Below are 25,715 nucleotides of genomic sequence, written 5' to 3' on the forward strand. Positions count from 1 at the left end.
TTTATTGGTTTAAATTTTTTTACTCAATATTTAGTTTTAAAAAAACATTCTTTGTTTCTAATTTATCAACCAACATTCTGATTGTGGTAGACTCTAATAATTGTTTTAGATTATTTCGTATTCCTTTAAATTGATCGTGTAGTGGGCAAGGATTCTTTTCTGAACATTGTTTTAATCCTAATGCACATCCATTAAAAATTTTATCACCATCAAATTCTCTTACAATCAAAGCCAATGAGTTGTCTAAATTTGTGTCGTTCAAATGAAAACCACCATTAGGACCTTTTGTTGATTGTAATAGATTCCGTTTTGTCATTTCTTGTAAAATTTTTGCTATGAAATATTCGGGAGAGTCAATTCCTTTGGCAACTTCTTTTATCCCAATTCTATTTCCTTCCTTTGTTTGTTGAGCAATATATATTAATGCTCTAATAGCATATTCGCAAGTTTTTGATAACATTTGGTGTTCATTAACATGGCAAATATACATTAATATTTAATAAAAGAGTAATAGGTGTTTTATTTTTTTTATACTAAATCTACTTTTTAAGGTAATCATATTTGACTAAATTTGAAGTATGAAAGCAAGTTTTGAACCTTATATATTAAAATTTAAAAATCCAAGTGGAACATCACGTGGAGTTTTGACAGAAAAATTAACTTATCTTTTTAAAATAGAAGAAGATGGAAAAGAATATGTTGGTGAATGTGGACTATTTAAAGGATTAAGCTATGATGATAGACCTGATTATGAAGAAAAGTTACAATGGGTTTGTGATCATATTGAGTTAGGAGTTGATGAATTATGGCGCGAATTACGCGAATGGCCTTCTATTCAATTTGGTGTCGAGCAGGCTTTTCAGAATCTTTCTGTTAATCGATATAATGATAGTTATTCAGATAAATTGAATCCAGATTTGTACGAATCGGCTTTCTCTACAGGAGATAAAGGTATTCAGACTAATGGATTAATTTGGATGGGTTCTATTGATTTTATGCGCGAACAAATCAAAGAAAAATTAGCAATTGGTTTCAAATGTATCAAATTCAAGATTGGCGTTGATTGGGAAAATGAACACAAGATTATTCAACAATTAAGACAAGATTTTTCTGCGGATCAATTAGAATTGAGAGTAGATGCGAATGGAGGTTTTACATTTGAAGAAGCAAAAGTGGTATTGCAACAATTGGCTGAATTAAAAATACATTCGATTGAACAACCTATCAAAGCTGGACAAATCGAGTTGATGACAGAGTTATGTGCTAGTACACCAGCACCAATCGCATTGGATGAAGAATTAATCGGAATTGTTCATCAAGAAGATAAATTCAGACTTTTAGAACAAATAAAACCCCAATATATTATCTTAAAACCTAGTTTAGTTGGAGGAATTAGAGGTTCTCTAGAATGGATAAATGCTGCTGATACTTACGAAATTCCATTTTGGATAACTTCTGCCTTGGAAAGTAACATAGGACTGAATGCTATTGCACAATGGACGGCTATTTTATATCCAGAAATGCCCCAAGGGTTGGGAACAGGAGGTTTATTTACAAATAATTTCCCAAGCCGTTTAGAATTAAGAGGAGAATATTTATTTAGAAACAAATTATGATGAGTAGAATAATTATCGCAATTATAACAACTATTATTTTAATGAGTTGTCAAACAACCAAAAAGAATTTTGATTTAGTGGCGATTCAAAAATATCAAACCGAATTAGCTACTTTTTACACTGATCCTAAAACGACACCTTTAGTTGATGAAGAAAATACTAATTTTAAAGGAATTACTTTTTTTCCGATTAGTGAAAAGTACATTGTAAAAGCTAAATTTACATCTATTAAAGATGGAAAAGTAATTCCGTTTCCCACTTCAGCGAAGAAGATTAAAAATTATAAAGAATACGGAACTGTAACTTTTATATTAGATGATATAGAACAAACATTGACGATTTATCAATCTTACCCAATTATGGAGAAATATGAGGATAGTTTGTTTTTACCTTTTATGGACGAAACGAACGGTGTAACATCTTATGGAGGAGGAAGATATTTGGATTTGAGCACAAGGGATTTAGGTAGAAAAGTCAATGAAATTATATTAGATTTTAATCAGGTGTATAATCCTTATTGTGCATATAGTAAACATTACAATTGTCCGATTCCACCAGCGAATAATGTATTGGATGTAGAAATTAATGCAGGTGTAAGTTATCATAAATAAGATGTTATATTTAGATTTTTCTCAACCTATTTTTGATGTTAATTCAATTCAATCAACGAATGAATTTGAGCAATCAGTCAAAGATTTTTTAGTTGAGTGGTTTTCTGATTCTGAGATAATGATTGCGCATACTTCGGGCTCAACAGGAACTCCGAAAGAGATTATTTTGACCAAAGAGAATATGCGTAAAAGTGCAAATATGACAGGAAAATATTTGCAGTTAGAAAAAGAAAATTTGGCATTATTGGCAATGCCTGTAACTTATATTGCGGGAAAACTGATGTTGGTTCGTGCAGTAGAAATAGGTTTAAAATTGATTTGTATGCAACCAACTTCGCATATTTCTTTGGATGAAATCAATCATGGAATTTCTCAAGATTTTACTTCGATTGATTTTGTTGCATTAACGCCAATGCAAGTAGAGAACTCTCTGAAATTTGTTTCGAAATGTAAGAAGTTAATTATTGGTGGTGCTCCTCTTTCGGAGAAAGTGAAACAAGAATTATATGCTTTTGACAATGAAGTGTACGAAACATATGCAATGACAGAGACTATTACTCATATTGCTTTTAAGCAAGTTGCGAATAAAAAATATCCGAATGCAGATCAAGTTTTTGAAGCTTTTGATGAGGTAACGATTTCGCAAGATAATCGCGGTTGTTTGGTGATTGATACGCCTTATGACGGTTTGCAAGTTGTAACGAATGATATCGTTGAAATCATTGATTCACGTAAATTTAACTGGATTGGGCGAGCAGATAATGTGATTAATTCGGGTGGAATAAAACTTTTTCCAGAACAAATAGAAGAGAAATTAAAGCCTTTTATTAATACAGAATTTTATATTACATCAAAATTAGATGAGCTGTTAGGACAAAAACTTATATTGATTGTAGAAGGCGAGGAGAGAAGCTTAAATTTTTCTTCTGCTAACTTAACAAAATATCAGTATCCAAAGGAAATTATTTTTATAGATAAATTTCCTCGAACTGAAAGTGGAAAAATAAAAAGACAAAAATTTTAATCTATAGAAGAAAATCATCAAACTAGTTTGATGATTTTTTTATTAATCTATATCGTTATTAGCTTGAAAAATAGGCTGTTTATGAAATTTTTGAAGTGTATTTTTATAAAAAATGAAAAAAGATTGCAACATTGATTAACTTAATGCGTCTTTAGAATAGAAACACATGAAAACTAATATATTTTGAAAATTGAAAATACTCCATATAACGATAAGGAATTACTTGATTTGTGCGAAGCAGGTCAGGAGTTGGGGTATTCAAAACTTTATCAAAAATATTCAAAACAAGTTTATAATACTGTTTTAAGGTTAGTTTCTGAAGAATCTGAAGCGGAAGATTTGACACAAGATATTTTTATTTCATTTTTTGGAGATATTCAAAAAATGAAAAGTGTAGATTATTTAGGCGCATGGTTTAAAAGAGTCGCAATCAATAAATCTATTTCTCATTTACGAAAAAGAAAAGTCTATTTTACTGATATTGAAAATACACAACTCATTGATGAAAGTGAAGAAGAATTAGTAGAAATGGAACATCTTGAAGGAAGAATTGCAGAAGTACAAAGTGCGATAGAAGCCTTATCTGTAGAATCTCGGACAATTGTAAATTTGTTTCTTTTCGAAAATATTCCGCAAGAAGAAATAGGGAAAATGCTTGGAATGACAAGCGCGACAGTTAGAAGTAAGTATCATCGTGCTAAGAATAAAATAGCGCAAACATTACAACAAACTATTTATTATGAATGATTCATTAAAAAAATATATAGATAATAATCGAGAAGCTTTTGATAATAAAGAACCTTCAGATGAATTATGGAATAAAATAAAAAAGAATATTCCGAAGCAAAATGAAGATGAAGTAACAAAGGTTATAGAAATAAAGAAGAAATGGAGTATTAGCGACTGGAGTATTGCGGCTTCTGTTCTTCTTGTAATTGTAATCGGAACTTATTTTTTGTTGAATAATTCTAAGGTTAATTCTTTAGAACCAGAAATCAATATTGTAAAAGATGTATCTAAGGAAGTACCTAAATCATTGGAAAATGAAAAAGATTTTTCAACATATGAGCAACTTGAATCGATCAAAAAAGAACATGATGAAATTATAGTTCATCATAAAATAGAAGAAAAAGAATCTTCAAAAACGTTTAAAGAAAAAATAGTTGAAAATGAAGATATTTCTTTAAGAGCAGAGTTGATGGAGAAATTAAATGATCAAGAATCGACAAGTAATCGAATTGATGCCATTGCTAGATTAGGAAATTTAGAGTCTTTGACAGATGAAGAGTCAAATCTTTTGAAAGAAATGATTAAAAGTGATCCAAATACAATTGTAAGATTAAATGCAATTGAGGTTTTAGCTAATAAATTTCCAAAACAAAATGTTTCTAATGAACTGACTCAAATTTTTATGCAACAAGATGATCCTATGGTGCAAATGGAGTTGATAAATGTTATAGCAAAATTGAATAACAATACTTTTGATTCTAAATTGATTCAAAAACTACAAGAAATGGTTCTAGATCCTCGGACAATGCCTTTTGTTAAGGATGAAGCGTATGCAGTACTTTTAAGAAAATAATTAATCAATAAATACTTTTGACAATGATAAAAAAAATAATTCTATTGACATCTACATTATGGATGATGTCGTTACATGCACAAAATAAAACTGATGTAACAGAAAATGAAACGACAGAAAGTGAAACAATACAATCTTATAAATTGTCTGTTAATAAAGGAAAGTTAAAAATAGATCTTGGACGAACAACAATAGAAGGTTACGATGGAAAAGAAATCATTTTCTCTAAAAAACAAACTTCAAAGAAAGTTGATGAACGAGCAAAAGGATTGCGTGCAATCAATGCGAATGGTTTGGACGATAATACAGGATTAGGAATTAATGTTATTGAAAAAAATGGTATAGTTGAAGTGGTTCAGTTGAATAGAATAACTCCTCCAAATATTTCAATTAAAGTACCTAAAGCAATGTTGATTTATTTTGATCATCAATCACAATTTGGTAGTACAGTAACATTACGCAATTTAGAAAATGAGATAGAGGTATCTACTTCATATAATAGTATTGTATTAGAAAATGTAACAGGACCAGCTACTGTTAATAGTATTTATGGTAATATAGACGCAAAATTTAGCCAAAATGTAAAAGGACCTTTATCTGTTGTTTCTATTTATGGCCGTGTAGATGTTACTATACCTAAAACTGTAAAAGCAAATGTAAAAGCATCTACTTCGTATGGTGAAATTTTAGTAGCACCAGAATTACCTTTAAAAATGGAAAGTAAATCGGGAATGATACGATATAATGATCAATTAAATGCGACTTTAAATGAAGGAGGAACAGGTTTTACTTTTAGATCAGATTATGGAAAAATATATTTAAGAGCATTATGAGAACACTATTTACATTAGCTTTAGGTCTGCTTACAGCAGCACTATTTGCACAGACTGATATCCATAAAAAATATTCAGTTAAAAAGGGAGATGAACTTGTGTTGAAATTTGATTATCCGCAATTAGTAAAGATTACAACATGGGATCAAAATGAAGTTCAAATTAATGGGAAAGTATATATTAATAATGGAGAGAATGACTCTGCATTCGAATTAATTGAACAATCTTCTAATCATCAAAAAACCATAGAAGGAAGAATTACTAATTATAAAGTTCTTCCACATCGGGTAACAGCTTACAATGGAAAAGAAAAAGTAGAGTTTAATTCGATTGAAGAGTTTAAATCTCATCAAAAACAGACAAAACAAACATATAATACAACAACAATGGGAGTTCAGATTGATATTGTATTAGAAATAAAAGTGCCTAAACATATGAAAACACAGATAGAATCTGTATATGGAACAGTTGAGGTTAACTCTTTTGACGGACCTTTGGTTGCAAAATCAACTTATGGCGGAGTCGATACAACAATTCAATCTAAAAAAATAGGAGAAATTACTGTTGAGACATATTATGGAGTATTGTATAGTAATTTAGATTTTTCATTAAAAGCAATCAAGGACGATAATTTTCATAAGATTGCAACAGCTACTATAGGTCAAGGACCAAAACAAGAATACTCTTCTCAATACGGAAATGTTTACTTGAGAAAGTAATTCTAGACATTTCGACCAAGATCTCTCTTTTATAATCAGACATTTTTTATAACATTTTTTTTTGCAAAATATATTGCGAATAGCCTACTTCATGTCTTTATGTAAAAGATAAAAAACCTCTAAACAAATTAAATCTGTTTAGAGGTTTAGTTTTTATGGTAAACCGTAATTTAACTATAAATAAGTCAATTACTTTTACTAAAAAAAATATGGATTTTAAAGACTTTATTAAAAAGCTTGGTGAAAGAGTTGACTCTTTAAAAGATCAAGTAAATACAGAAGAAGCGACAAAAAATGCATTTATAATGCCTTTTATTAAAGAGTTAGGATATGATGTTTTTAATCCTTTTGAAGTTGTACCAGAATATACAGCTGATGTAGGGATTAAACAAGGTGAAAAAATTGATTATGCAATATTAAAAGATAATGAGCCTGTTCTCTTAATTGAATGCAAACATCATGCTTTGCCTTTATCTATAAATAATGCTTCGCAACTTTTTAGATATTTTCATACAACGAAAGCTAAGTTTGCAATTCTAACAAATGGTATTGATTATAAATTTTTCACAGATTTAGTAGAACCAAATAAGATGGATGAAAAACCATTCTTTTATTTTAATATTACGGATATAAAAGATGTTCAAATAGAAGAATTAAAGAAATTTCATAAATCTTATTTTGATTTTGAAAATATTGTTAATACAGCAAGTGATCTTAAGTATACAAATGAATTGAAAAAACTGATTAATCAAGAAATTAGTACTCCTTCAGTTGATTTTGTAAGGCATTTCGCAAAACAAATTTATCCTAGTATTGTAACTCAAAAAGTAATTGAACAATTTTCAACATTGATTAAGAATTCTTTTACTCAACAAATTAATGATATTGTTACAGATAGATTACAATCAGCTTTAGCAAAAGAGACAACTAATCAGCAAACTTCTACCGATATAAATGAAGAAGAAGATGATACAAGAATTGTTACGACACAAATAGAGCTAGATGGTTTTATGATCGTTAAAGCTATTGGAACAGCTGAATGCTCTCCAGAAAGAATTGTTTATCGTGATGCACAATCTTATTTTGCTATTTTGTTTGATGATAATAATAGAAAACCAATTTGTAGGCTCTATTTTACAGAGAAAAGATTACAAATTGGATTATTTAATGAGAATAAAGAAGAAAATAAAATAGAGTTGAATAAAATGGATGATCTTTATAAATATTCTAACGAATTAAAATATGTTATAAAACATTATATGACTCAAGATAATTAATAAAAAAGAGGTTTTAAGTTTACTCAAAACCTCTTTTTTTTATTTTTTGTCAGTATTCTGAAAATGCATAATGTCTAATTTAAAACTTTCCTCAATTATAGCTCTTTCTAAATCAAGAATTTCTTTTAAGGATGTATAATCTATTTTATTTGCATCATCTGTTGGTTTGTGGTAATCTTCGTGTCCATCTGTATGGAAAAATAAAACAGGAATATCTTTTTCATAAAAAGAAGTTTGATCAGAACCTCCTCTTCCTTCATGTTTTTTATTGAATTTTATAAATTGAGTTGGATTAATATTTTTAAAAATTGTTTCGAACTCAGGAGAAGTTCCATATCCAATTATAGAAACTCCAGCTGTTTTGTTAAATCTTCCAATCATATCCATATTCAACATCCAATGAATTTTATTTAAATCATAAGTAGGATTTTTGATAAAATAACGAGAACCAACCAAACCTAGTTCCTCTGCTCCAAAAGCAATGAATAAAAAATTGACAGGTTCTTGTATATTATTTTGACTATAAATACGAGCTAATTCTAATAAACCAGCTATACCAGAAGCATTATCATCGGCGCCATTATGAATAATTCCATAACCATCTTTTGCCAAAGAACTACCTTGCTTACCTTCTCCTAAATGATCGTAATGCGCTCCAATTACAATTGTTTTCACAGCTTTATTATCTAAAAAGCCAATAACATTTTGAGCAGAACGAATACTATCAGGTACAATTACTTTTCGAACTTTTGCATCGAACTTTTGAAAATAACCATTTTCTCCTAAAGTTTGAAGATTGTATTTTTTAAATTCTTTTGCAATATATTTTGCAGCTTTTAAATTCTGTTTACTTCCTGTTCCTCGACCTTTCATTGCATCATCTGCTAAGAAATAAACATGTTTTTTTAGTTTATTAATTTCAATTTCTTGAGAGAAAATGTTTATTCCTAAAAATAAAAAAAAAATTAAAATACGATTTTTCATAAGTATAATAAAAGTAATGTTTTAAACAAAAATAGAGAAAATGATAAAGAAATAAGAATTCAAATTATAAATGAATAATAGAACGACTTTGTCAACTTCCTAAAAATATCTTAATTTTATCACTGCTAAAAAACTTATACTGTGGATTACAATCGATTTTTTAATGACATTTTTTTCTTGATTCTTGATGATGAAATGGATAAAAATCAATATCCAATTTGGCAAAGCTTTTCGTTTATTCACAATCCGATTCAGCAATTAATTAAAGCACAAGATTTATTGAATCAATTATTGCACGAATTTCCGAAAGACAAAAAAGCATTGTTCTTAAAAGGTATAGTTCAGCGAAATTTAAATTTTAACGAAGAATCTATTTTATATCTTTTAGAAGCAAAAAAAGAAGACTATTATTTATATGCTACGAACTTTTATATTGCCGAATACTATATTCATAAATTGAAATTTGAGGAAGCGCAAAAATATTTAAAAGAAATTGAAATCGTTTATCCAACGAACAAGCGTTTTCTTTTTTTATCGATTTTGGTAAGTTTAGAACTTTTTGATTTTGATGAAGCTAAACGATATTTAAATAATTTATATCAATTAGTTGAAGATAAAAAAGTTTTGGAGTTATTAAGTAAAAATCTTCAGATTACAGAAGAAATAGTTTTGAAAACAACCAATCGATTAATCTTGAAAAATTTTAAATTAAGAAGTTTCAATTATAACCTTCAATTGAAAACTAATTTGATCACTTTTTATAAAAACTTTGCAGATATAGGTGTTAATTTTAATGGAATTAATTGTTTTATAATGGCTCTTACATTAAAACAGATTACATTATATCCGACGTTTCATAATCTCGAAATTTACAATGTACAAACTGTCTTAGATTTTATAGATGTTGATAAAAAAGGAGTGCAAATGCTTTTAGATGATATTGATTTTGAACATGATTTTGTGAAAAATTATCACGAGTATTTGGAAGTAGAAGTTTTAATGAAAGAAGATTAAAATTTATTTAATTTTGCAAAAAATTATATAATGGAGTTTGTTCAGAATAAAGATGAAGTTTTTGACAATGTAGAATTATTTCTAGAAGGATTGGAAATGGGAACTGATCAAGAAAAAAAGAAATCAATCCAGTTAATCAAAAAATCAAAAACTTTTTTAGTAATAGATACTGATGAGGTAATGGTTTTTGCTCCAAGTACTTTCTTAGGTTATCAGGAAAATGACATCAAGAATTTTACAGGTAAATTGTTAGAAAATGAAACAAACCCAGTTTTGACAAAATTATTAGGTTCTACACCAAAAATTGATAAAACTTTAGATGAATTATTTTTAGATTTTTGTGATGAACTTGAGATTAATCGTAATGATGTAGGATTATCACGTGATTATTGGATTTTAAAAAATATATAAAAAAAAAGACTTTTTAATCTGAGTTAAAAAGTCTTTTTTATATAACAATTTAATTAACTAATTAAATTAATTTCAAGTTTTCCAATAGGTTCTATTCCTTTCAAAGCACTATCAATCTCACATTGTAATAAACCACTTCCCCCACCAAAATGATGAATTTGTTTTATTTTAGGAAAATAGGTGTTTATCCATTCTTCAACATTCTCTATTTCCGAAGAACCAATTCCACTACTATATAAAACAATTTGAATTGTATTTGTTGATACAAACCACTTCAATTCTTCTTGTGTACATGTACAAAATGCTTTCCAGTTTTCATTTTTGTTAATTATACGATCTAAAGTGTCAACAATTTCTTTGTTTTTGCCAAAAACAGCTATTTGTACTTGCATATCAGATTAATTAAAATGCAAAGTAACAACACCATAAATGGTTGTACATTGACTTACGTCAAGAAATAAAAAAATCGTTTCTTTTAGAAACGATTTTTAAGATTTTTGTATTTCTAATTGTGCTAATCTTTCTGTAGCTAAATAAAAATCTGGATTTAACTGTAAAGTTTTTTTGTATTCTTCTATAGCTTCATCTTGCTTTTCTAATTTTTCAAGAATAGCTCCTTTGTTGTAATATGATAAAAAATGATTAGGATTTAGTTCTATAGATTGATCAAAATCACTTAAAGCATTATCTAAATCATTTAATACGAAATAAGTATTTCCTCTGTTGTAATATGATAAAAAATGAGGTTTCATTTCAATCACTTTCGAATAATCTTCAATTGCATGATCAAATTTCTGTAATTGATCATAGCAAAAAGCACGGTTATGATAACATGATTCATATTCAGGATTAATTTCCAAAGCTTTGTTAAAACATGTAATTGCATCATCATATTTGTTCAAATTCATCAATACATAACCTTTTTGATGATAAGCAACAAAATTATTAGGATCGATCTCAATTACTTTATCAAAGTTTTCAGCTGCTTTAGTAGGATTATATTGATTGAAATTTGCCATTCCTCTATAAAAATAGAAGTTTGGATTTTTATCATCTAATTCAATCGCTTTATCAAAATCTTTGATTGCATCTGTATTTTGTTTCATGTAATATTGGCTTAATCCACGACCGAAATATGAATTTGCCACTTCTATTTGACGCTTAATTGATAATGTAAAATAATCAACTGCTTTTCTGTACTGACCTTTGCGGAGATATTGACTCCCATCTTCATAAAAACTCATAGTTCAATATTACAACAAACTCTTTAAATTTTAAATAAAAAAAATTAGAAAAGTTTATCTTTACACAAAACAACTCACATGAAAATAGAACACTTAGGCATTGCTGTAAAAGATTTAGGTTTATCGAATGATTTATTTGAAAAATTATTAGGAAAAGCTCCATATAAAGAAGAAGTAGTGGAGTCGGAAGGTGTGAAAACCTCTTTTTTTGAAGTAGGCGAATCGAAGATTGAATTAGTAGGTTCTGAAAAAAATGATAGTGCAATTGAAAAATATTTAGAAAAAAATAGAGAAGGAATTCATCATATTGCTTTTGGTGTAGATAATATAGAGGAAGAAATAGAGCGTCTTAAAAATCAGGGGTTTACTTTTATTAATGAAACACCTAAATTGGGTGCAGACAATAAACGTATTGTATTTTTGCATCCCAAAACAACGAATGGTGTATTGGTAGAGCTTTGCGAAGATGTAAAATAATTTTGAAGTTAAAAAAAATAGCTTTAATATTGCAAACGAATTAAGCAATAGCTTCTTTATTTTTATTGCTACTATTCTGGTCCTATAACTCAGTTGGTTAGAGTAGCTGACTCATAATCAGCAAGTCCTTGGTTCGAGCCCAAGTGGGACCACAACATTAAAATACACGAGAAATTTTCTCTGGTCCTATAACTCAGTTGGTTAGAGTAGCTGACTCATAATCAGCAAGTCCTTGGTTCGAGCCCAAGTGGGACCACACATTGAAAATAACAAGAGAAATTCTCTGGTCCTATAACTCAGCTGGTTAGAGTAGCTGACTCATAATCAGCAAGTCCTTGGTTCGAGCCCAAGTGGGACCACAAAAGCACCTTTTTAAAGGTGCTTTTTTTATGTCTATAATTTTTAGTCTTCTTTCTTTTTTTATAATTAATTATAAATGAAGTTTTTATGTTTTTTTAAGTAGACTTGAAAGGCTTTCATTTAACGATGAGCCGATTAGTAGTTTTTTAAGGTTTTCAGAAATGTGAATGAGATTGAGATTTAGATTTCTCGAAATGATATGTTGGATGAGATCTTGAAAGTTATACAATCTAATATGTAAAAAGTACTAAAACAACGTATTTGACAATCTGAATTCATTTATTTTTTCTCGATATAAAACATTTGAAATTAAAAGGAGAAGCTTTATAAGCTTCGGAATATTACTTTTTGCTTGATCAAAAAGTAATCAAAAGTTATTCATATGATTTATTATTATTTTAAGGTATTCATGAATGCAAAGCATTACAAGATCGCGATTTTCGACGTTCAATTAGCATTTCACGCACTAAAAAGATTAAATGATTGCATACGCTCACTAATCTTTTTTACGCTTGTTTCCAATGGATTGAAACCCGTCTGCAAATCGTATGTCGGCTCTAAAATTCGTTCTTGAAAGTGAATTTGAATATAAAAAAAAATAGTTTTGCATAACGCATAACGTAAAAACAAAACCCTTTTCCCAAAAAAAAGTTGGCGCGATGTACAGGAAAAGGAGAGGCTTTAAAACTAATGTTGAATTAAAAACTTATGTAAAATTATGATAGAGTAAACAGATTAACACTCTATCTCTCGAAGACAACACAAAGAGTATAAATGATCATTATAAAGTAATTAGTGTTAAATTTTAGTTTTCATTTATTAATGTGTTTTTTTAAACTGTTGAAGGGGGAATTTTTATCAAAAAATTACGAATGTATACTATTTATTTGGTGTAAGTTTTCTAAGATTTGGAACATTTAAATCTAAGTAAATTTGAATTGCTCAAATATACTAAGACTCTTCTTTACTTATTTCTTATAAGATGTTATTCATCTAAAAAGAGATTTTTATTTTATGAATTAAATCAATATTATTCTTCTTTTATAATATAAATCAATAAACTAAAAAGGACTAATTTTGCGAAAAATAAAATTTAATTTATATGAAGAAAGCTCTACTCTCAGTTTTCTGTTTATTTTCTATGCATACTATTTTAGCACAACAAGATGTGTTGTGGGAAAAATCTATAGGAGGAGAACAGGCAGAATATCTTTACAATGCTATTTCTACACCCGATTATGGCTTCTTGATTTTAGGTAGTTCAGCATCTAATGCAACAGGAGATATCCAAAAGAAAAATCAAGGAAGTTTAGATTATTTTATCTGGAAAATGGATGAAAATGGTAAACAAGAATGGCAAAACTCGTTTGGCGGGAATGGTTCAGATTTTTTATATGCCGCCCAATCCACTTCTGATGGTGGCTATGTTTTAGCAGGAGCTTCTACATCTTCTAAATCTGGCGATAAAGTGAGTGAAAACCAAGGAAACGAAGATATTTGGGTTATTAAAATAGATGCACAAGGAAAAATACAGTGGCAAAATTCGTTTGGCGGAAATGGGAATGATATTCCTGTAGCTATTATTCGAACAAAGGATAAAGGATATTTAATTGCTGCTAATTCTAATTCAACGCCTTCTTCCTACAAAAAGAGCGAAAATTTTGGAGGAAATGATTATTATATCATCAAGCTAAATGAAAAAGGAGAAATCCTTTGGGAAAAAACATTTGGAGGTTCTTTTGATGATCAAATCAAATCAGTTACTGAGACTAAAGATGGTTTTGTTTTAGTAGGGGATTCGAATTCACCTATAAGTGGAAATAAAACGATAGATCAAACATCTAATGGAACTTGGATTGTTCAAATTAATCAAAAAGGTGAAATAATTTCAGAGCAAAATTTAAATTTGAATACAGACAATCAATTGATTTCTTTTCAAGAAAATAAGAATGGTTATTTGTTTTCAATTCTAGAAAAGATTGAAAATAAGTTAAAACCAAAGGTTATTCAAACCGATTTTAACTTTCAAACTCAAAAAACAACCGAATTGGAAATAGAGAATGATTTGTCTATTACAGAAATCAAATTGATTGACAATAAATACCTTTTTACAGCGAATAAAATCTCTACGTTAGAACAGTTAAAATCTAACAATCATGCAATAGAAAGCTATTATATCGCTAAAACTTTTGATGAAAATGGTTCAGAAATTTGGAAGAAACAATTTGGAGAAGAAGGATTCAATTACCTTGAAAAAGCGATAACAACACGTGATGGTTCAGTTATTTTATTTGGAAACTCAACACAAGAAGGTAAAGGGAGTAATGGACAATCCGATTTTTATTTAGTGAAATTAGGTGATAAATCTTCTACAGAAAAACGTACCTATATCGAAGCCTATCCAAATCCTACGCGTGATATTGTGAATGTTTTAATCAACAAAGAGTTTGAAAAAGCGGTTATTGAAGTTTACAATTTAACAGGACAATATTTGCAAACCAAAGAGGTGAAATACCGCTCAACGCCTATTTCTCTAGGTAATTACCCAGCAGGTATTTACATCCTAAAAATTAACACTGACAACCAAACCGAATCTATTAAAATCATTAAAAAGTAATTATGAAGAAAAATATAGTCTTGCTTCCTATTTTATTTTTAGGATTAAGTAATATTAGCGCACAGGATTATAATAATCCTCTTCAAAAAATAATTCCTAATCCACCAGAAGTTTCTTCCATTGGAAAATATTTGGAGAAACCCATTTCATTATCAAATGGTTCTGTAAGTATTAATATACCCTTGTTTACTTATGGTTTATCTGAAAATTTAAGTATACCTATTAATCTTAATTATTATGGTGATGGAGTAAAAATAAATGAAAATGCTAGTTCTATAGGATTAGGATGGAGTCTTTCTACATTGTCATTCATCAACAGAAAAATCAATGGAACCTTAGATAACTATAATTCTCCTTTTTTAGATAATTTAGAAAGAGCAAAGAATGCTTTATTTAGTCTTCCAGGTTCTGTAGAATATGCTTGGTTAGAAAATAGTATTGAATCCTTAGATACTCAACCAGATGAATTTATTGTTAATATTTTTGGAAACAGTTTTAGATTATATTTCGATGGTACTCAAAAAAAATTTTTAAGTGTTCCTAAAAATGATTATTTAATTGAATCAAATATTATTAATGGATATGTTCAGAGTTTTATTATAATAGATACAGAAGGTAATAAATTTTACTTTGGAAGTTCAGAAAATTCACAAACTATTGATTTTGGTTCAACTATATACGGTACTGAATACGGTAATATACCGAGTAATCCTCCTTATACGAATTCTTGGTATTTATCTAAAATTATAACTAAAAATAATAAAGAAGTTAAATTTTCATATGTAAATAATACTATTTCAGAACAAACTATACCTTACGAATATGATAATATAAGTCATACTTCTCAATACATGTATATAAATACAACAGATAATTTTTTAGGTTCACGAGGTAAATATGATAGTTGGAATGTAAATAATGAAAACAATAATTTTAACATATATCCTACTTCAGATGCCATTGTAGACAATAATAAAGTGAATATTATTTATAATACTTATTCAGAAAGTAATGTTTCTGATCTTATTTTAGATAAAATTTATATTGATGAAAAAATATTAGCTGAATTTATAAAAAGTTCTTCAGTTAGAAAAGATCATAGATCATATAAATATGATAAAATAAATATTTATAATAGTACAAATAAAATTATCAAATCTTTTAATTTTCAACATTCTTATTTTAATGATGAATATCCATTACCAAAGGAAGATTGTGCAAAAAGTAAAGTATATCCTTCTTTTAAAGAATATTATGAGAAGTCAAGATATCGATTAAGGCTTGATAATATTTCTTATAAAGATGAAAAAGATCAAAATATTTATAATTATAAGATTGAATATTATTCAGGAGAATTACCAAGTAAACTGTCCTATTCGCAAGATTTGGCAGGTTATTATAATGGAAATAATAATTGTAGTTTGATACCTAAACAATCTTATAAATTCACAGCATTAAACAATAGTACTTCTTTAAGATATGTAGGAGATGCTAATAGAAACCCAAATATAAATTTTAATAAGATAGGAGCTTTAAAAAAGATTATATATCCAACGAAAGGATCTATAGAATTTGATTATGAAAATCATGATTACAGTGAAGTTCTTTCGCCATTTTATGATGAAGAAATGACCACAGGAAAAAAATTTGGAGGACTTAGAATAAAAAGCATCATAAATAAAGATTCTGATAATAGTGTAATCTTAGAAAGAAAATTTAAATATAGTGAATTATTGAATGGTGTAGAGTATTCAACAGGTGTTTTGATTGGTATACCTATCGTTGTAGAAGAGGATTATTTCAAAGAAATTAATAAGCTTAATGGGCATATAAATTTTCCTTTAAAAACGTCTTCAAATTCGTTAATTTCTTATAGAAAAGTGATAGAAGAAACAGTATCAAATAATCAAACATTAAAAACAGAATATACTTTTAAAAGTAGTTTAGGAGAGGTTGGAGATTCTAATGCTCAGTATAGGCTTAGTACTCCTCCTTTTTATTGGAGAATAGGAAAACCTTTTGAAACTATACATTTTAGAGATTTAACACCAGTAAAAGAAGAAACATTAAGATATTCAACTAAAGGATTTACATTTATTAATAACAAATATGTTAGGATTGAACCAAGACAACAGATAGCTAATTCTCCATACACGACTTATACTGACTTTAAATATGAATTTTATCCTTTCTTTACTGAATATGAGTATGTTGACTCTAGAAAAGAAAAAGATTATCTATCAGGAGGAACGATTACCACAGAAACAAACTACAATTACGATAGTCCAAATCATTTACAATTAAGTAAACAAACCACTCAAAATAGTAAAGGCGAAACACTAACGACCGAATACCAATATCCTCCAGATTTAGTTGGACAAGAAGATTACATGAAAGAATTGACGGATGCTAACCGTATTGTAGAACCAGTTGTTGTCAAACAAAGTGTTGAAGGAGTATATATTTCAGAAGTTCATAATCAATATAATTTATTCAATGGAATTATTCAGAAAGCTGCTGTTCATCTAAAGAAAGGAAATGGTATAAATATTAATACTACAACCGACCGCAAAATCACTTACAACAGTTATGATGCTAAAGGGAATCTAACGCAATATACATTAGAAAATAGAATTCCTGTTGCTATTATTTGGGGATATGGAGGTCAATATCCAGTTGCTAAGATTGAAGGATTTACGTTTGCTAATGTTACAAGTAAATTAGCAAATTATTTAACTAAAATACAAAACGGAACTTTGACTGTTGCAGAACAATCGACTATTCGAACATTAATTCCTGATGCTATGATAACAACATATATGTACAAACCACTTGTTGGTGTAACAAGTATTACAGGACCAAATGGACAGACAGAATATTACAAATATGATGCTTCTAATCGTTTGCAATCTATTGTAAATGATAAACAAGAGGTTTTAAAAACATTCCAGTACAACTATAAACAACCCTAAGCTAAAGCGAAATGAAACACTTTTATAAAAATTTTATATACGGTACGCTTTTCACTTTAGGAAGTGGTAGTGTATATGCACAAACATCTACAGAGAATTACATTAAAACAGTTGAATGTTTAAAAGCCGATTGTTCTGAAAAGAAAGAAACTGTTGTTTATTTTGATGGTCTAGGTCGTGAGAAGCAAGCTTTAGAAGTTGCTGGATCTCCAACAGGAAAAACGATTGTAACCCCGTTTGAATATGATGGTTTTGGACGTCAAGCCAAAGAGTATTTACCTTTTCCAATAACATCAGCAGCTAACACTATTGTCAGTTCTTCAGCTAATGGAAATTCGTTTTATTCTACATTAACAGGTGATACAACACCATTCTCTGAGAAAACGTTTGAGAATTCACCTCTAAATAGAGTATTGGCACAAGCTGCGCCAGGGAATTCTTGGAAAAAAGGTGCACACGAAATAAGATTTGGTTATGATACGAATGTAGATGGAGAAGTGTATAAATTTGGCGTAGATAATCCAACAACAACGCCAGTTTTAACTTTAAATTATCCTATTACAACATACGAAGCGGGAACATTATATAAAACTGTGACGACAGATGAGAATGGACAACCTATTCAGGAATTTAAAGACAAAGAAGGGAGAGTTGTTCTGAAAAGAATTAATATTCCCGCAATTAGTGGAAATTCTTCTGGTAATCATGATACGTATTATGTGTATGATATTTATGGAAACTTAACATTTGTTTTACCTCCTAAATTAATTGATACTGATCATGGAAATATCATTTCTTATAGAAATAATCTTGCTGAATTAGGCTACCAGTATTTTTATGATGAAAAGAACAGGTTGGTCGAAAAACAACTTCCTGGAAAAGGACGTGAATTTATGGTGTACGATAACCAAGATCGTTTAACTTTACAACAAGATATCAATCAACGGACAAGCACAAATAAAGGATGGACCTTCTTTAAATACGATAAATTTGGAAGAATGGTGTATTCAGGCTTCTTTAAAAATACAGCCACACGAGGTTCAATGCAAGCCGCATTGAACAATAAAAAAACGGCTAATAATGAAGAAAGAGTATCGGCTGTATTTCCAAATAATGGACAAAATATTTATTATACCAATACGCAATTTCCAAATGGAAGCTTAACCGTTCAATCTGTTAATTATTACGATCATTATCAAAATTTAGGCGTTACTCCATCGTCTATAGATAATCAAAATGTTATTGGAGCTGATGATACAAAAACCAAAAGTTTAGCTGTAGCGAGTTATATAAATGTTTTGGGAGAAACAACGTGGAACAAAGCATATACATATTATGATGCAAAATATATACGTCCTATAGCTTCGCATTTGGATAATTATTTAGGCGGTTATCAAACAACGGCTTCTATTTTAGATTTCAGAGGAAAGGTTAAAAATACAGTTACCAAACACAAACCAACTAATACAGGAACAGAGATTACGATAAAAGAAGAGTTTGATTATTATCCGAATGAATTGTTGAAGTATCAAACACACCAAGTCAACAATAATCCAAAAGAATATATTGTTCAGAACTCTTATAATGAGATTAATCAACTAAAGAGTAAAAAAGTTGGGAATGATAATATGTCTGCACCACTACAAACGGTTGATTACAAATATAACATCCGTGGTTGGATGACGGATATTAATAATATAGACATTACAGAAACAGGAAATAACAGAGATTTATTCTCCTTTCGCTTAAATTACGATAAAATAACACGTCTAAATTGGGCCCCAGCAAAATTCAAACCATTACATAACGGAAATATCTCCGAAACCATTTGGAAAACAGATAAGGATAATACAATAAGAAGTTATAATTATCAATATGATGGACTAAATCGTTTAATTGAGGGTACATATATTAAAGGTCAAAATCAAGTTGTCAATGCCTACAACGAAGTGATAAAAGGTTATGACTTAAATGGTAATATAAAAGGAATCATTCGTTCAGGAGAACAAGATTTATCAAATAATATGATTTGGATAGATGATACGAACTATACCTATCAATCAAATTCAAATAAATTATTAGCTGTAACGGATAATCCAGGATATGCAACCCAAGGTTTTATTGACGGCAATACAAATGGAGATGATTACGCCTATGATCTTAACGGAAATCTAACCAAAGATTTAAACAAAGGAATAACAGAAATTAAGTATAATTACTTAAATTTACCAACAGAAGTTCTTTGGGAAAACGGAGATAAGATTAGTTATGCGTATGATGCGAATGGCGTAAAGTTAGCAAAATATGTACAGAATCATTTGTTATCAAATGCAGAAGGAACGTATTATATAAATGGATTTCAGTATTCTCTAGCAGCAGGAAAAGGGAATCAACCAATATTACAATTTTTTCCAACAGCAGAAGGCTATGTAAATGTAACAGATGGTACAGCATTTAATTATGTCTACAATTACACCGATCATTTGGGTAATGTACGATTGAGTTATCAGAAAGAAGCAAATGGCTCGTTAAAAATATTGGAGGAAAACAACTATTATCCTTTTGGATTAAAACATAGTGGATATAATAATACTAATCTTGCGAATGCTAACTATAAGTACAAATACAATGGTAAAGAACTGCAAGATGAATTTAACATCAATCTTTACGACTACGGTGCCAGAAACTACGATCCTGCAATTGGTAGATGGTTTAACATAGACCCATTGGCTGAGAAAATGACAAGACACTCACCTTACAACTACGCTTTTAATAATCCTGTTTTCTTCATAGACCCTGATGGAATGGAAGCGACTTCTACTCATACTGATAAATTTGGAAAAGTTATAAAAGTAATAGATGATGGAGACTTGGGTATCTATAAACATGATGGTGATAAAAAATTTACAGAAAATGAGATTAAAACAAAATATAATAAAAATAATACTTCTGCAGGAGGTACCAAGATGGGACGTTCTTTAACCAAGTATTCTTTTACTAAAGGAGGTGATTTTAATAAACCTAGTGGTAAAATAAATTTTGGGAGTAATAAAAACGAAGTAACTATACAAAATCTGATTAATCACAATGGTGGTATAGTAGACTACGGTTTAAATGCTTCTAATAATCAATTATTTGATATCAAATCATCAATAGGGAAAGATGAAAGTATATATGATGGATCAATTATTTTTACTGATGGTAAAGATGACGTGTATGGTAGTTATAGGGATGCAGGAAATTTTTTAGCAGGAGAAAGAGCTGAAAAATCCATTGTAGGTACCGAAACTCTTTTAAAAGGTTTCGGAGCTTTTAATGCTTCAGGAAATAATAAAATAGCTACATTAGGGACTTTAGCTTTAGATGCTGTTTTGGGAGGAAATTATCTAAATAGCAAACCCTATTATGGTGAGGATCCTCAAAGTGGGGCTGCTATAGAAGCAGGAGTTAAATATAGTAGTAAATTTAAAAATTATTACTTTTTCCCAAAAAATAAACCTGTTAGAAAATGAAAATAATAAAAGCTATTGTTTTAATATTAGTTTTTGTGATATCAAGTTGTAATGATAATTATAAAAAAGAATATTATATAGACCAGAGTGTTAAACTATACGAATTAAAATGTGAAGATAAATTCTATTTAACATTTGATAAATGTAGTTGTAATTCCATTCCTAAGAATTATTTCATTCCTATAGTTAATGACTCTGATGGGTTTTATGAATTTCATATAAAAAATAATAACCCTAAAATTGAAATTGTTGCATTATACTCAAATTTTCATAAGTTTGGAAATATAGAAAAATATGCAAATTTTAAAACTATTGATGATAATTCTTATTATCAAGATTCAATCATAAATAATAAAAACTATCAGGTGTTTAGAGGATACATAAAATAAAGATTATTCTATTTCAAATGTGTTGTTATACGGTAGTGTATCAGAAGTGTTGTTATTACACAATACATTAATTGCAAATGAACTAATTCACGATAAAGAAAAAGGCAAACGTTTGTTTGCCTTTTGTTATTTTATAAAGTTATATTGTTTAACGCAAAAAATAACAGACCAACTAAAATATATTTTTTGATGTATCTTCTTCGATAATCCTTCGACCGTTGTTCGACTGTTGTTCGACAAAACAACCTTTTTCTCGAACCATTGTCGAAGGACACTCGAACAAACCCCGAATAAATAGGCTATTTTGTTATTATAAAATATAGACGACAAAATAAGAGGTATGCCTTGTTGTGTAAAGTGTTTTTGGAATGTGAAATAATTTGAATTATTGTTCTATAGATGGTCATAGAATGTTAAAAGATATTTATTAAATGAAATTACATTTTTAACACAATTGGCAGTGATTAAATAATAAAAGCCAAAAGTAATTACTTTTGGCTTTTATTATTTATAATGTTGATCAATCTTATTTTTAAGATTTTTATAATATTTTTCTTTTTCAGCGGTTAATTTACTATCTAAAGAATAACATATATCTATTAATTCATACAGTTGTACTTTAGTTACTAGGATAAAAATTGATTCAAATTTTATATCAAGTACTTGACATATTAATAAAATACTAGACCAAGAGCTAAAATGTTCAGCTCTTTCAATTCTTCCTATAGCAGTGTTGTTCGAACGAATTAAGTCACCTAAGTCAAACTGAGATAAACCTTTTTTTAATCTCTGAATTCTAATATTTAAGCCAATATGAATATTTATTATTTCTAATTCTTCTGAGGAAAATACAGTCATACTGTAAATTTTGGAATTATATTAAAATTTATTCGATACAAATTTGTATTGATTAAATTTTTGTTATATATTTGGTATTGAAATACAGTTATTTAATAAAATATAAAGTAAATATTACTTAAGTCTCGCTTTGAAAACTGGCACTTTTCTTAATATGGAACGAGAAAAATAAGTAGATTTGCTCACGACCTAGGCGTGAGTTGTCTTCTATTGTTCCATATGGTATGCCAGTACCTCAAAGCAATTAAGATAAGTTCCACGCCTTTTTTGTTTTTGGTCGTTTCTTCCATAACAATCGCATCGAACTTCATATAATATACTTGGTTTAATTCCTCTACAAATCAAGTAAAATACTCTCTCTAAAAATATGTGTTTCTTAGAATAGAAATGCACAGATGGTTATTCGATTCTAATAGTCGATGTTAGATATTAGTATTGAGATTTTAGAATTATAATGTGAAGTATTTATGATGTACAAAGTATTAAGTAAAATGTAAAAAGTAGTATGTATTCAGATTAAGTATGAGGTTTTGAGATAAGTTCAGAATGACAAAAAGATGAGGTTCTGAACATAATTACGATAATAAGAAAATGATTATTTGTTCATTTTTTATTCATAAGTTATTATTATTTCAAATGAATTCATATGCCCTACGGGGAACCTTGATGAAAAAACATTTGAGATTAAGAATTTGAAATTAAAAGGAGAAGCTCCAGTGGAGCTTAGGGAAAAATTGTTACAAGTTGATTAATAATTATATGTTCATTTTTGTCTTGACACAAAAACGAACCAAAAAAATCAAGACTGAGATTTTCGACGTTCAATTCCCATCTCACGCACTAAAAAGATTAAATGATTCGCATACGCTCACTAATCCTTTTTACGCTTGTTTCAATGAATTGCAGCTCGTCTGCAAACCGTATGTCAACTCTAAAATTCGTTGTTAAAAGTGGATTTGAATGTTAATAAGATTAAAGACGTAATACATATCACAGATAACGTAAAACATACCCCTCTTTCCCAAAAACAAAGTTGGCGCGATGTACTGGAAAGGATGGCTTTTAAAACTAATGTTGAATTAAAAAACTATGTAAAATTATGAGAAAATTTTACTTCAAATTCAGTAGGCAATCTTATGTTTCGCTACTGGGACTATTTTGTGCTATACCTTTATATGTACAAATAAAAACCATGACTGACATGGTAAAAGAAATCCAAACCTCATTGGTGGATATACGAATAGGAAGGAGAAATAGTGAACAAAATTATTAAGCGATAAAGACTCAAATTTAATTCCCCGAAGACAACTATAAAGAGAGTAAATGATCTTCATAGAATGTATTAGTGTTAAATTTTATTTCATTTATTAATTATAATTTTTAAAACTGTCCAAGGGGAATTTGTGGGGTTAGGTCTGTGCTCAGAATGATAAAGAATTGACTAATTAATATTTCACCACATAGGTACATAGAACTGGGTAGAGAAAATAAAGAGTGACAGACAAGATAAATCTTCTTAACAGAGTAAGTAGATTGCTATGTTGCAGTTTACTAAACTATATATTTTCTAAAATGAAAAGACAAAAACCTATGTTTCTATTGTGTTTAGATAAATTAAGTGTTAAAAAGAGTTAAAATCCTGTATTGTTGTATATCGAAAATGACACTTTTCTGTATCGGTTGTGTATCCGCGCTGTATCCATTGTGTATCCGTTCCGTATGGTTTGTTCGGTGTTCGTGTATCGGTGTTTAGTTTGTAAAATGTACAAATTAGATGTGAGAATTGTAGTATCTAAAATGTAGTATGTATTTGAGGTTAAGATTAAGGACGAGGTTCTGTGACGAACTATGAATAACAACGAATTTGAATATTAAAAAAGGATTAAAAAAAACGTCATATGATTTGGAGGCGAGTGTCAAAAAGCTGAAAGTCATGGTTAAAATATTTTACTGTTTGCGTAGTAAATGATTTAAAACATTCAATGGCTGAAACTTATTTTGACAGTCGAAAATCAAAGACAAGAGTTTTTTGATTACTTTTTTGCTCTCTTCCCTGAAAGGTATATGAATTCAATATTCATAAAATAATAAAGACCATGAATAAAAAAGTGATAGAAAGGATTTCACATTCATTTTTGTCTTGACACAAAAACGAACCAAAAAAGTCAAGTCTGTGCTTACAAGTCGGTCAATAACGGCTATTCGCTAAATGCTTTAAATCATTCGCATATAAAATGCGAACAGTAAATCATTTTTAACGCTCCTTACGCCGAATTGACACTGGACTTTTCAGCAATGACGGTTTTGGAATTCGTTCTTGAAAGAGATAACGAATTTGAATATTGAAAAAGGAAGAATAAACTGGCATTAAAACTCTCACGTTAAGAAAATGGTTAAATGGAGCGTTAAAAAGGTTTTAGCCCGTAGGGTTTGTAAAATCTTTAGTGGAATGAGAACATTTTTAGTAGAGAGGTTTACGGCCTTGACTTTTTGGTTACTTTTTAGTCAAGTAAAAAGTGACATTAAAGAAAAGGAATACCTAAGCCATACTATGGCTTCTCCTTTTAATTTCAAATGTTTTTTGCGCTCAAAAAATGAAAATAAAGAACAAATTTGAAATGAAAAAACAAAAACCCCTTTCCCCAAAACAAAGTTGGCGCGATGTACAGGAAAAGGAGTGACTTTTAAAACTAATGTTGAATTTAAAAACAATGTAAAAACGTAGAACGTAATACGTATCACGTAAGACATAATTAAAACCACCCTTATTATGCTAGAAAAAGAATTTGAATTATTGAAAAAAGGTAATTCTACTGCCTTCGAACGTATTTATATTAGGTACAATAAACGCATCTTTTGGATTGGTAAACAAATAATTAAGGATGAATTCGTAGTAGAATGTTTGGTACAAGATACGTTTCTGAAATTATGGGAATATTGTGAGAAAATTGAATCTCCTGATCATATCTTTTTCTTTTTGAAACTTGTAATGAAACACAGTTGCTATTCGCATTATCGTAAACCGAAGAATAAGTTTTTTAGGAGCGTGAGTTCGCTAGAAAGTTATGAGAATTATCAAAGTTATTTGGCTGGATATGATCCCGCAGATAATATTCAAAACCTAATCGACCATGATAGACAACAGCACTATTTTGATGAAATTATAAAAGTATTACCCCTATTAAGTGTTGAAAGAAAACATTTGATTGAACTCT

The 25,715-nt window shown here is 29.0% G+C and carries 21 protein-coding genes and 3 tRNA genes; 19 read left to right on the forward strand and 5 right to left on the reverse strand.

Annotated features, from left to right (window positions below):
• Positions 1 to 19: 19 nt before the first annotated feature.
• Positions 20 to 460, reverse strand: coding sequence for an RrF2 family transcriptional regulator (locus tag E4J94_RS12450; protein ID WP_135836125.1), 441 nt, complete (start codon positions 458 to 460; stop codon positions 20 to 22).
• Between the two features lie 118 nt (positions 461 to 578).
• Between E4J94_RS12450 and E4J94_RS12455 the strand changes: the two genes are divergently transcribed.
• From E4J94_RS12455 to E4J94_RS12490, 8 genes are all read left to right on the forward strand, one after another.
• Positions 579 to 1,616, forward strand: coding sequence for an o-succinylbenzoate synthase (locus tag E4J94_RS12455; RefSeq protein ID WP_135836126.1), 1,038 nt, complete (start codon positions 579 to 581; stop codon positions 1,614 to 1,616).
• On the forward strand, positions 1,616 to 2,227 hold the full coding sequence (locus E4J94_RS12460) for a DUF1684 domain-containing protein (protein WP_246034326.1): 612 nt from the start codon (positions 1,616 to 1,618) through the stop codon (positions 2,225 to 2,227). The genes E4J94_RS12455 and E4J94_RS12460 overlap by 1 nt, the downstream gene beginning before the upstream one ends.
• Before the next feature lies 1 nt (position 2,228).
• On the forward strand, positions 2,229 to 3,251 hold the full coding sequence (locus tag E4J94_RS12465; protein ID WP_135836127.1) for an AMP-binding protein: 1,023 nt from the start codon (positions 2,229 to 2,231) through the stop codon (positions 3,249 to 3,251).
• A 183-nt stretch (positions 3,252 to 3,434) separates the two neighbouring features.
• Entirely contained in the window at positions 3,435 to 3,998 is a 564-nt protein-coding gene (locus tag E4J94_RS12470) for an RNA polymerase sigma factor (RefSeq protein ID WP_168801873.1), read from the forward strand.
• The gene (locus E4J94_RS12475) at positions 3,991 to 4,833 is read left to right on the forward strand and encodes a HEAT repeat domain-containing protein (RefSeq protein ID WP_135836129.1); all 843 of its coding nucleotides are present in this window, start codon (positions 3,991 to 3,993) and stop codon (positions 4,831 to 4,833) included. The genes E4J94_RS12470 and E4J94_RS12475 overlap by 8 nt, the downstream gene beginning before the upstream one ends.
• A 23-nt stretch (positions 4,834 to 4,856) precedes the next feature.
• Complete coding sequence (locus tag E4J94_RS12480) at positions 4,857 to 5,666, forward strand: DUF4097 family beta strand repeat-containing protein (RefSeq protein WP_135836130.1); 810 nt, start codon at positions 4,857 to 4,859, stop codon at positions 5,664 to 5,666.
• The gene (locus E4J94_RS12485) at positions 5,663 to 6,385 is read left to right on the forward strand and encodes a hypothetical protein (RefSeq protein ID WP_135836131.1); all 723 of its coding nucleotides are present in this window, start codon (positions 5,663 to 5,665) and stop codon (positions 6,383 to 6,385) included. The genes E4J94_RS12480 and E4J94_RS12485 overlap by 4 nt, the downstream gene beginning before the upstream one ends.
• Before the next feature lie 209 nt (positions 6,386 to 6,594).
• Positions 6,595 to 7,662, forward strand: a complete 1,068-nt coding sequence (locus tag E4J94_RS12490; RefSeq protein WP_135836132.1) for a type I restriction endonuclease — start codon at positions 6,595 to 6,597, stop codon at positions 7,660 to 7,662.
• A gap of 39 nt (positions 7,663 to 7,701) precedes the next feature.
• Here the strand turns inward: E4J94_RS12490 and E4J94_RS12495 are convergent, their stop codons facing one another.
• Positions 7,702 to 8,646, reverse strand: a complete 945-nt coding sequence (locus tag E4J94_RS12495; RefSeq protein ID WP_135836133.1) for a M20/M25/M40 family metallo-hydrolase — start codon at positions 8,644 to 8,646, stop codon at positions 7,702 to 7,704.
• 141 nt (positions 8,647 to 8,787) lie between these two features.
• On the opposite strand from E4J94_RS12495, the gene E4J94_RS12500 reads away from it, so the two are divergent.
• Together E4J94_RS12500 and E4J94_RS12505 are read left to right on the forward strand one after the other, a co-directional pair.
• Entirely contained in the window at positions 8,788 to 9,660 is an 873-nt protein-coding gene (locus E4J94_RS12500) for a tetratricopeptide repeat protein (RefSeq protein WP_135836134.1), read from the forward strand.
• A 30-nt stretch (positions 9,661 to 9,690) separates the two neighbouring features.
• Positions 9,691 to 10,071 (forward strand): hypothetical protein, encoded by a 381-nt coding sequence (locus tag E4J94_RS12505; RefSeq protein ID WP_135836135.1) that lies wholly within the window; start codon positions 9,691 to 9,693, stop codon positions 10,069 to 10,071.
• Positions 10,072 to 10,124: 53 nt separating this feature from the next.
• Here the strand turns inward: E4J94_RS12505 and E4J94_RS12510 are convergent, their stop codons facing one another.
• Positions 10,125 to 10,463, reverse strand: coding sequence for a hypothetical protein (locus E4J94_RS12510; protein WP_135836136.1), 339 nt, complete (start codon positions 10,461 to 10,463; stop codon positions 10,125 to 10,127).
• A gap of 96 nt (positions 10,464 to 10,559) precedes the next feature.
• Positions 10,560 to 11,315: a tetratricopeptide repeat protein gene (locus tag E4J94_RS12515; protein ID WP_135836137.1), complete on the reverse strand. Its 756-nt coding sequence runs from the start codon at positions 11,313 to 11,315 to the stop codon at positions 10,560 to 10,562.
• 78 nt (positions 11,316 to 11,393) lie between these two features.
• On the opposite strand from E4J94_RS12515, the gene mce reads away from it, so the two are divergent.
• The 8 genes from mce to E4J94_RS12555 all read left to right on the forward strand — a co-directional run bounded on the left by mce (position 11,394) and on the right by E4J94_RS12555 (position 21,642).
• Positions 11,394 to 11,792: a methylmalonyl-CoA epimerase gene (mce, locus tag E4J94_RS12520; RefSeq protein ID WP_135836138.1), complete on the forward strand. Its 399-nt coding sequence runs from the start codon at positions 11,394 to 11,396 to the stop codon at positions 11,790 to 11,792.
• A gap of 78 nt (positions 11,793 to 11,870) precedes the next feature.
• A tRNA-Ile gene (locus E4J94_RS12525) sits at positions 11,871 to 11,944 on the forward strand.
• 30 nt (positions 11,945 to 11,974) lie between these two features.
• Positions 11,975 to 12,048 (forward strand) — tRNA-Ile (locus tag E4J94_RS12530).
• Positions 12,049 to 12,077: 29 nt separating this feature from the next.
• A tRNA-Ile gene (locus E4J94_RS12535) sits at positions 12,078 to 12,151 on the forward strand.
• A 1,103-nt stretch (positions 12,152 to 13,254) separates the two neighbouring features.
• Positions 13,255 to 14,769 (forward strand): T9SS type A sorting domain-containing protein, encoded by a 1,515-nt coding sequence (locus E4J94_RS12540; RefSeq protein ID WP_246034327.1) that lies wholly within the window; start codon positions 13,255 to 13,257, stop codon positions 14,767 to 14,769.
• Positions 14,770 to 14,771: 2 nt separating this feature from the next.
• Positions 14,772 to 17,741 (forward strand): RHS repeat domain-containing protein, encoded by a 2,970-nt coding sequence (locus tag E4J94_RS12545; protein ID WP_135836139.1) that lies wholly within the window; start codon positions 14,772 to 14,774, stop codon positions 17,739 to 17,741.
• A gap of 11 nt (positions 17,742 to 17,752) precedes the next feature.
• Positions 17,753 to 21,253, forward strand: a complete 3,501-nt coding sequence (locus E4J94_RS12550) for a DUF6443 domain-containing protein (protein WP_135836140.1) — start codon at positions 17,753 to 17,755, stop codon at positions 21,251 to 21,253.
• Positions 21,250 to 21,642 (forward strand): hypothetical protein, encoded by a 393-nt coding sequence (locus E4J94_RS12555; RefSeq protein ID WP_135836141.1) that lies wholly within the window; start codon positions 21,250 to 21,252, stop codon positions 21,640 to 21,642. The genes E4J94_RS12550 and E4J94_RS12555 overlap by 4 nt, the downstream gene beginning before the upstream one ends.
• A 504-nt stretch (positions 21,643 to 22,146) precedes the next feature.
• Here E4J94_RS12555 and E4J94_RS12560 read toward each other — a convergent pair.
• Entirely contained in the window at positions 22,147 to 22,500 is a 354-nt protein-coding gene (locus E4J94_RS12560; protein ID WP_135836142.1) for a helix-turn-helix transcriptional regulator, read from the reverse strand.
• 2,770 nt (positions 22,501 to 25,270) lie between these two features.
• Between E4J94_RS12560 and E4J94_RS12565 the strand changes: the two genes are divergently transcribed.
• On the forward strand, positions 25,271 to 25,715 hold a 445-nt coding region (locus E4J94_RS12565; protein ID WP_394346082.1), incomplete at its 3' end, for an RNA polymerase sigma factor.

The organism is Empedobacter tilapiae (assembly GCF_004785645.1).
In the GTDB taxonomy this organism is placed as follows: Bacteria; Bacteroidota; Bacteroidia; order Flavobacteriales; family Weeksellaceae; genus Empedobacter; species Empedobacter tilapiae.

Excerpts from the sequence above, each read along its gene's own strand:
- E4J94_RS12465 (WP_135836127.1), top strand. The coding sequence starts at position 2,229 with ATGTTATATTTAGATTTTTCTCAACCTATTTTTGATGTTAATTCAATT.
- E4J94_RS12460 (WP_246034326.1), top strand. The coding sequence starts at position 1,616 with ATGAGTAGAATAATTATCGCAATTATAACAACTATTATTTTAATGAGT.
- E4J94_RS12450 (WP_135836125.1), bottom strand. The coding sequence starts at position 460 with ATGTTATCAAAAACTTGCGAATATGCTATTAGAGCATTAATATATATT.
- E4J94_RS12505 (WP_135836135.1), top strand. The coding sequence starts at position 9,691 with ATGGAGTTTGTTCAGAATAAAGATGAAGTTTTTGACAATGTAGAATTA.
- E4J94_RS12540 (WP_246034327.1), top strand. The coding sequence starts at position 13,255 with ATGAAGAAAGCTCTACTCTCAGTTTTCTGTTTATTTTCTATGCATACT.
- E4J94_RS12455 (WP_135836126.1), top strand. The coding sequence starts at position 579 with ATGAAAGCAAGTTTTGAACCTTATATATTAAAATTTAAAAATCCAAGT.
- E4J94_RS12555 (WP_135836141.1), top strand. The coding sequence starts at position 21,250 with ATGAAAATAATAAAAGCTATTGTTTTAATATTAGTTTTTGTGATATCA.
- E4J94_RS12545 (WP_135836139.1), top strand. The coding sequence starts at position 14,772 with ATGAAGAAAAATATAGTCTTGCTTCCTATTTTATTTTTAGGATTAAGT.
- E4J94_RS12485 (WP_135836131.1), top strand. The coding sequence starts at position 5,663 with ATGAGAACACTATTTACATTAGCTTTAGGTCTGCTTACAGCAGCACTA.
- E4J94_RS12480 (WP_135836130.1), top strand. The coding sequence starts at position 4,857 with ATGATAAAAAAAATAATTCTATTGACATCTACATTATGGATGATGTCG.
- mce (WP_135836138.1), top strand. The coding sequence starts at position 11,394 with ATGAAAATAGAACACTTAGGCATTGCTGTAAAAGATTTAGGTTTATCG.
- E4J94_RS12510 (WP_135836136.1), bottom strand. The coding sequence starts at position 10,463 with ATGCAAGTACAAATAGCTGTTTTTGGCAAAAACAAAGAAATTGTTGAC.
- E4J94_RS12550 (WP_135836140.1), top strand. The coding sequence starts at position 17,753 with ATGAAACACTTTTATAAAAATTTTATATACGGTACGCTTTTCACTTTA.
- E4J94_RS12475 (WP_135836129.1), top strand. The coding sequence starts at position 3,991 with ATGAATGATTCATTAAAAAAATATATAGATAATAATCGAGAAGCTTTT.
- E4J94_RS12515 (WP_135836137.1), bottom strand. The coding sequence starts at position 11,315 with ATGAGTTTTTATGAAGATGGGAGTCAATATCTCCGCAAAGGTCAGTAC.
- E4J94_RS12495 (WP_135836133.1), bottom strand. The coding sequence starts at position 8,646 with ATGAAAAATCGTATTTTAATTTTTTTTTTATTTTTAGGAATAAACATT.
- E4J94_RS12490 (WP_135836132.1), top strand. The coding sequence starts at position 6,595 with ATGGATTTTAAAGACTTTATTAAAAAGCTTGGTGAAAGAGTTGACTCT.
- E4J94_RS12560 (WP_135836142.1), bottom strand. The coding sequence starts at position 22,500 with ATGACTGTATTTTCCTCAGAAGAATTAGAAATAATAAATATTCATATT.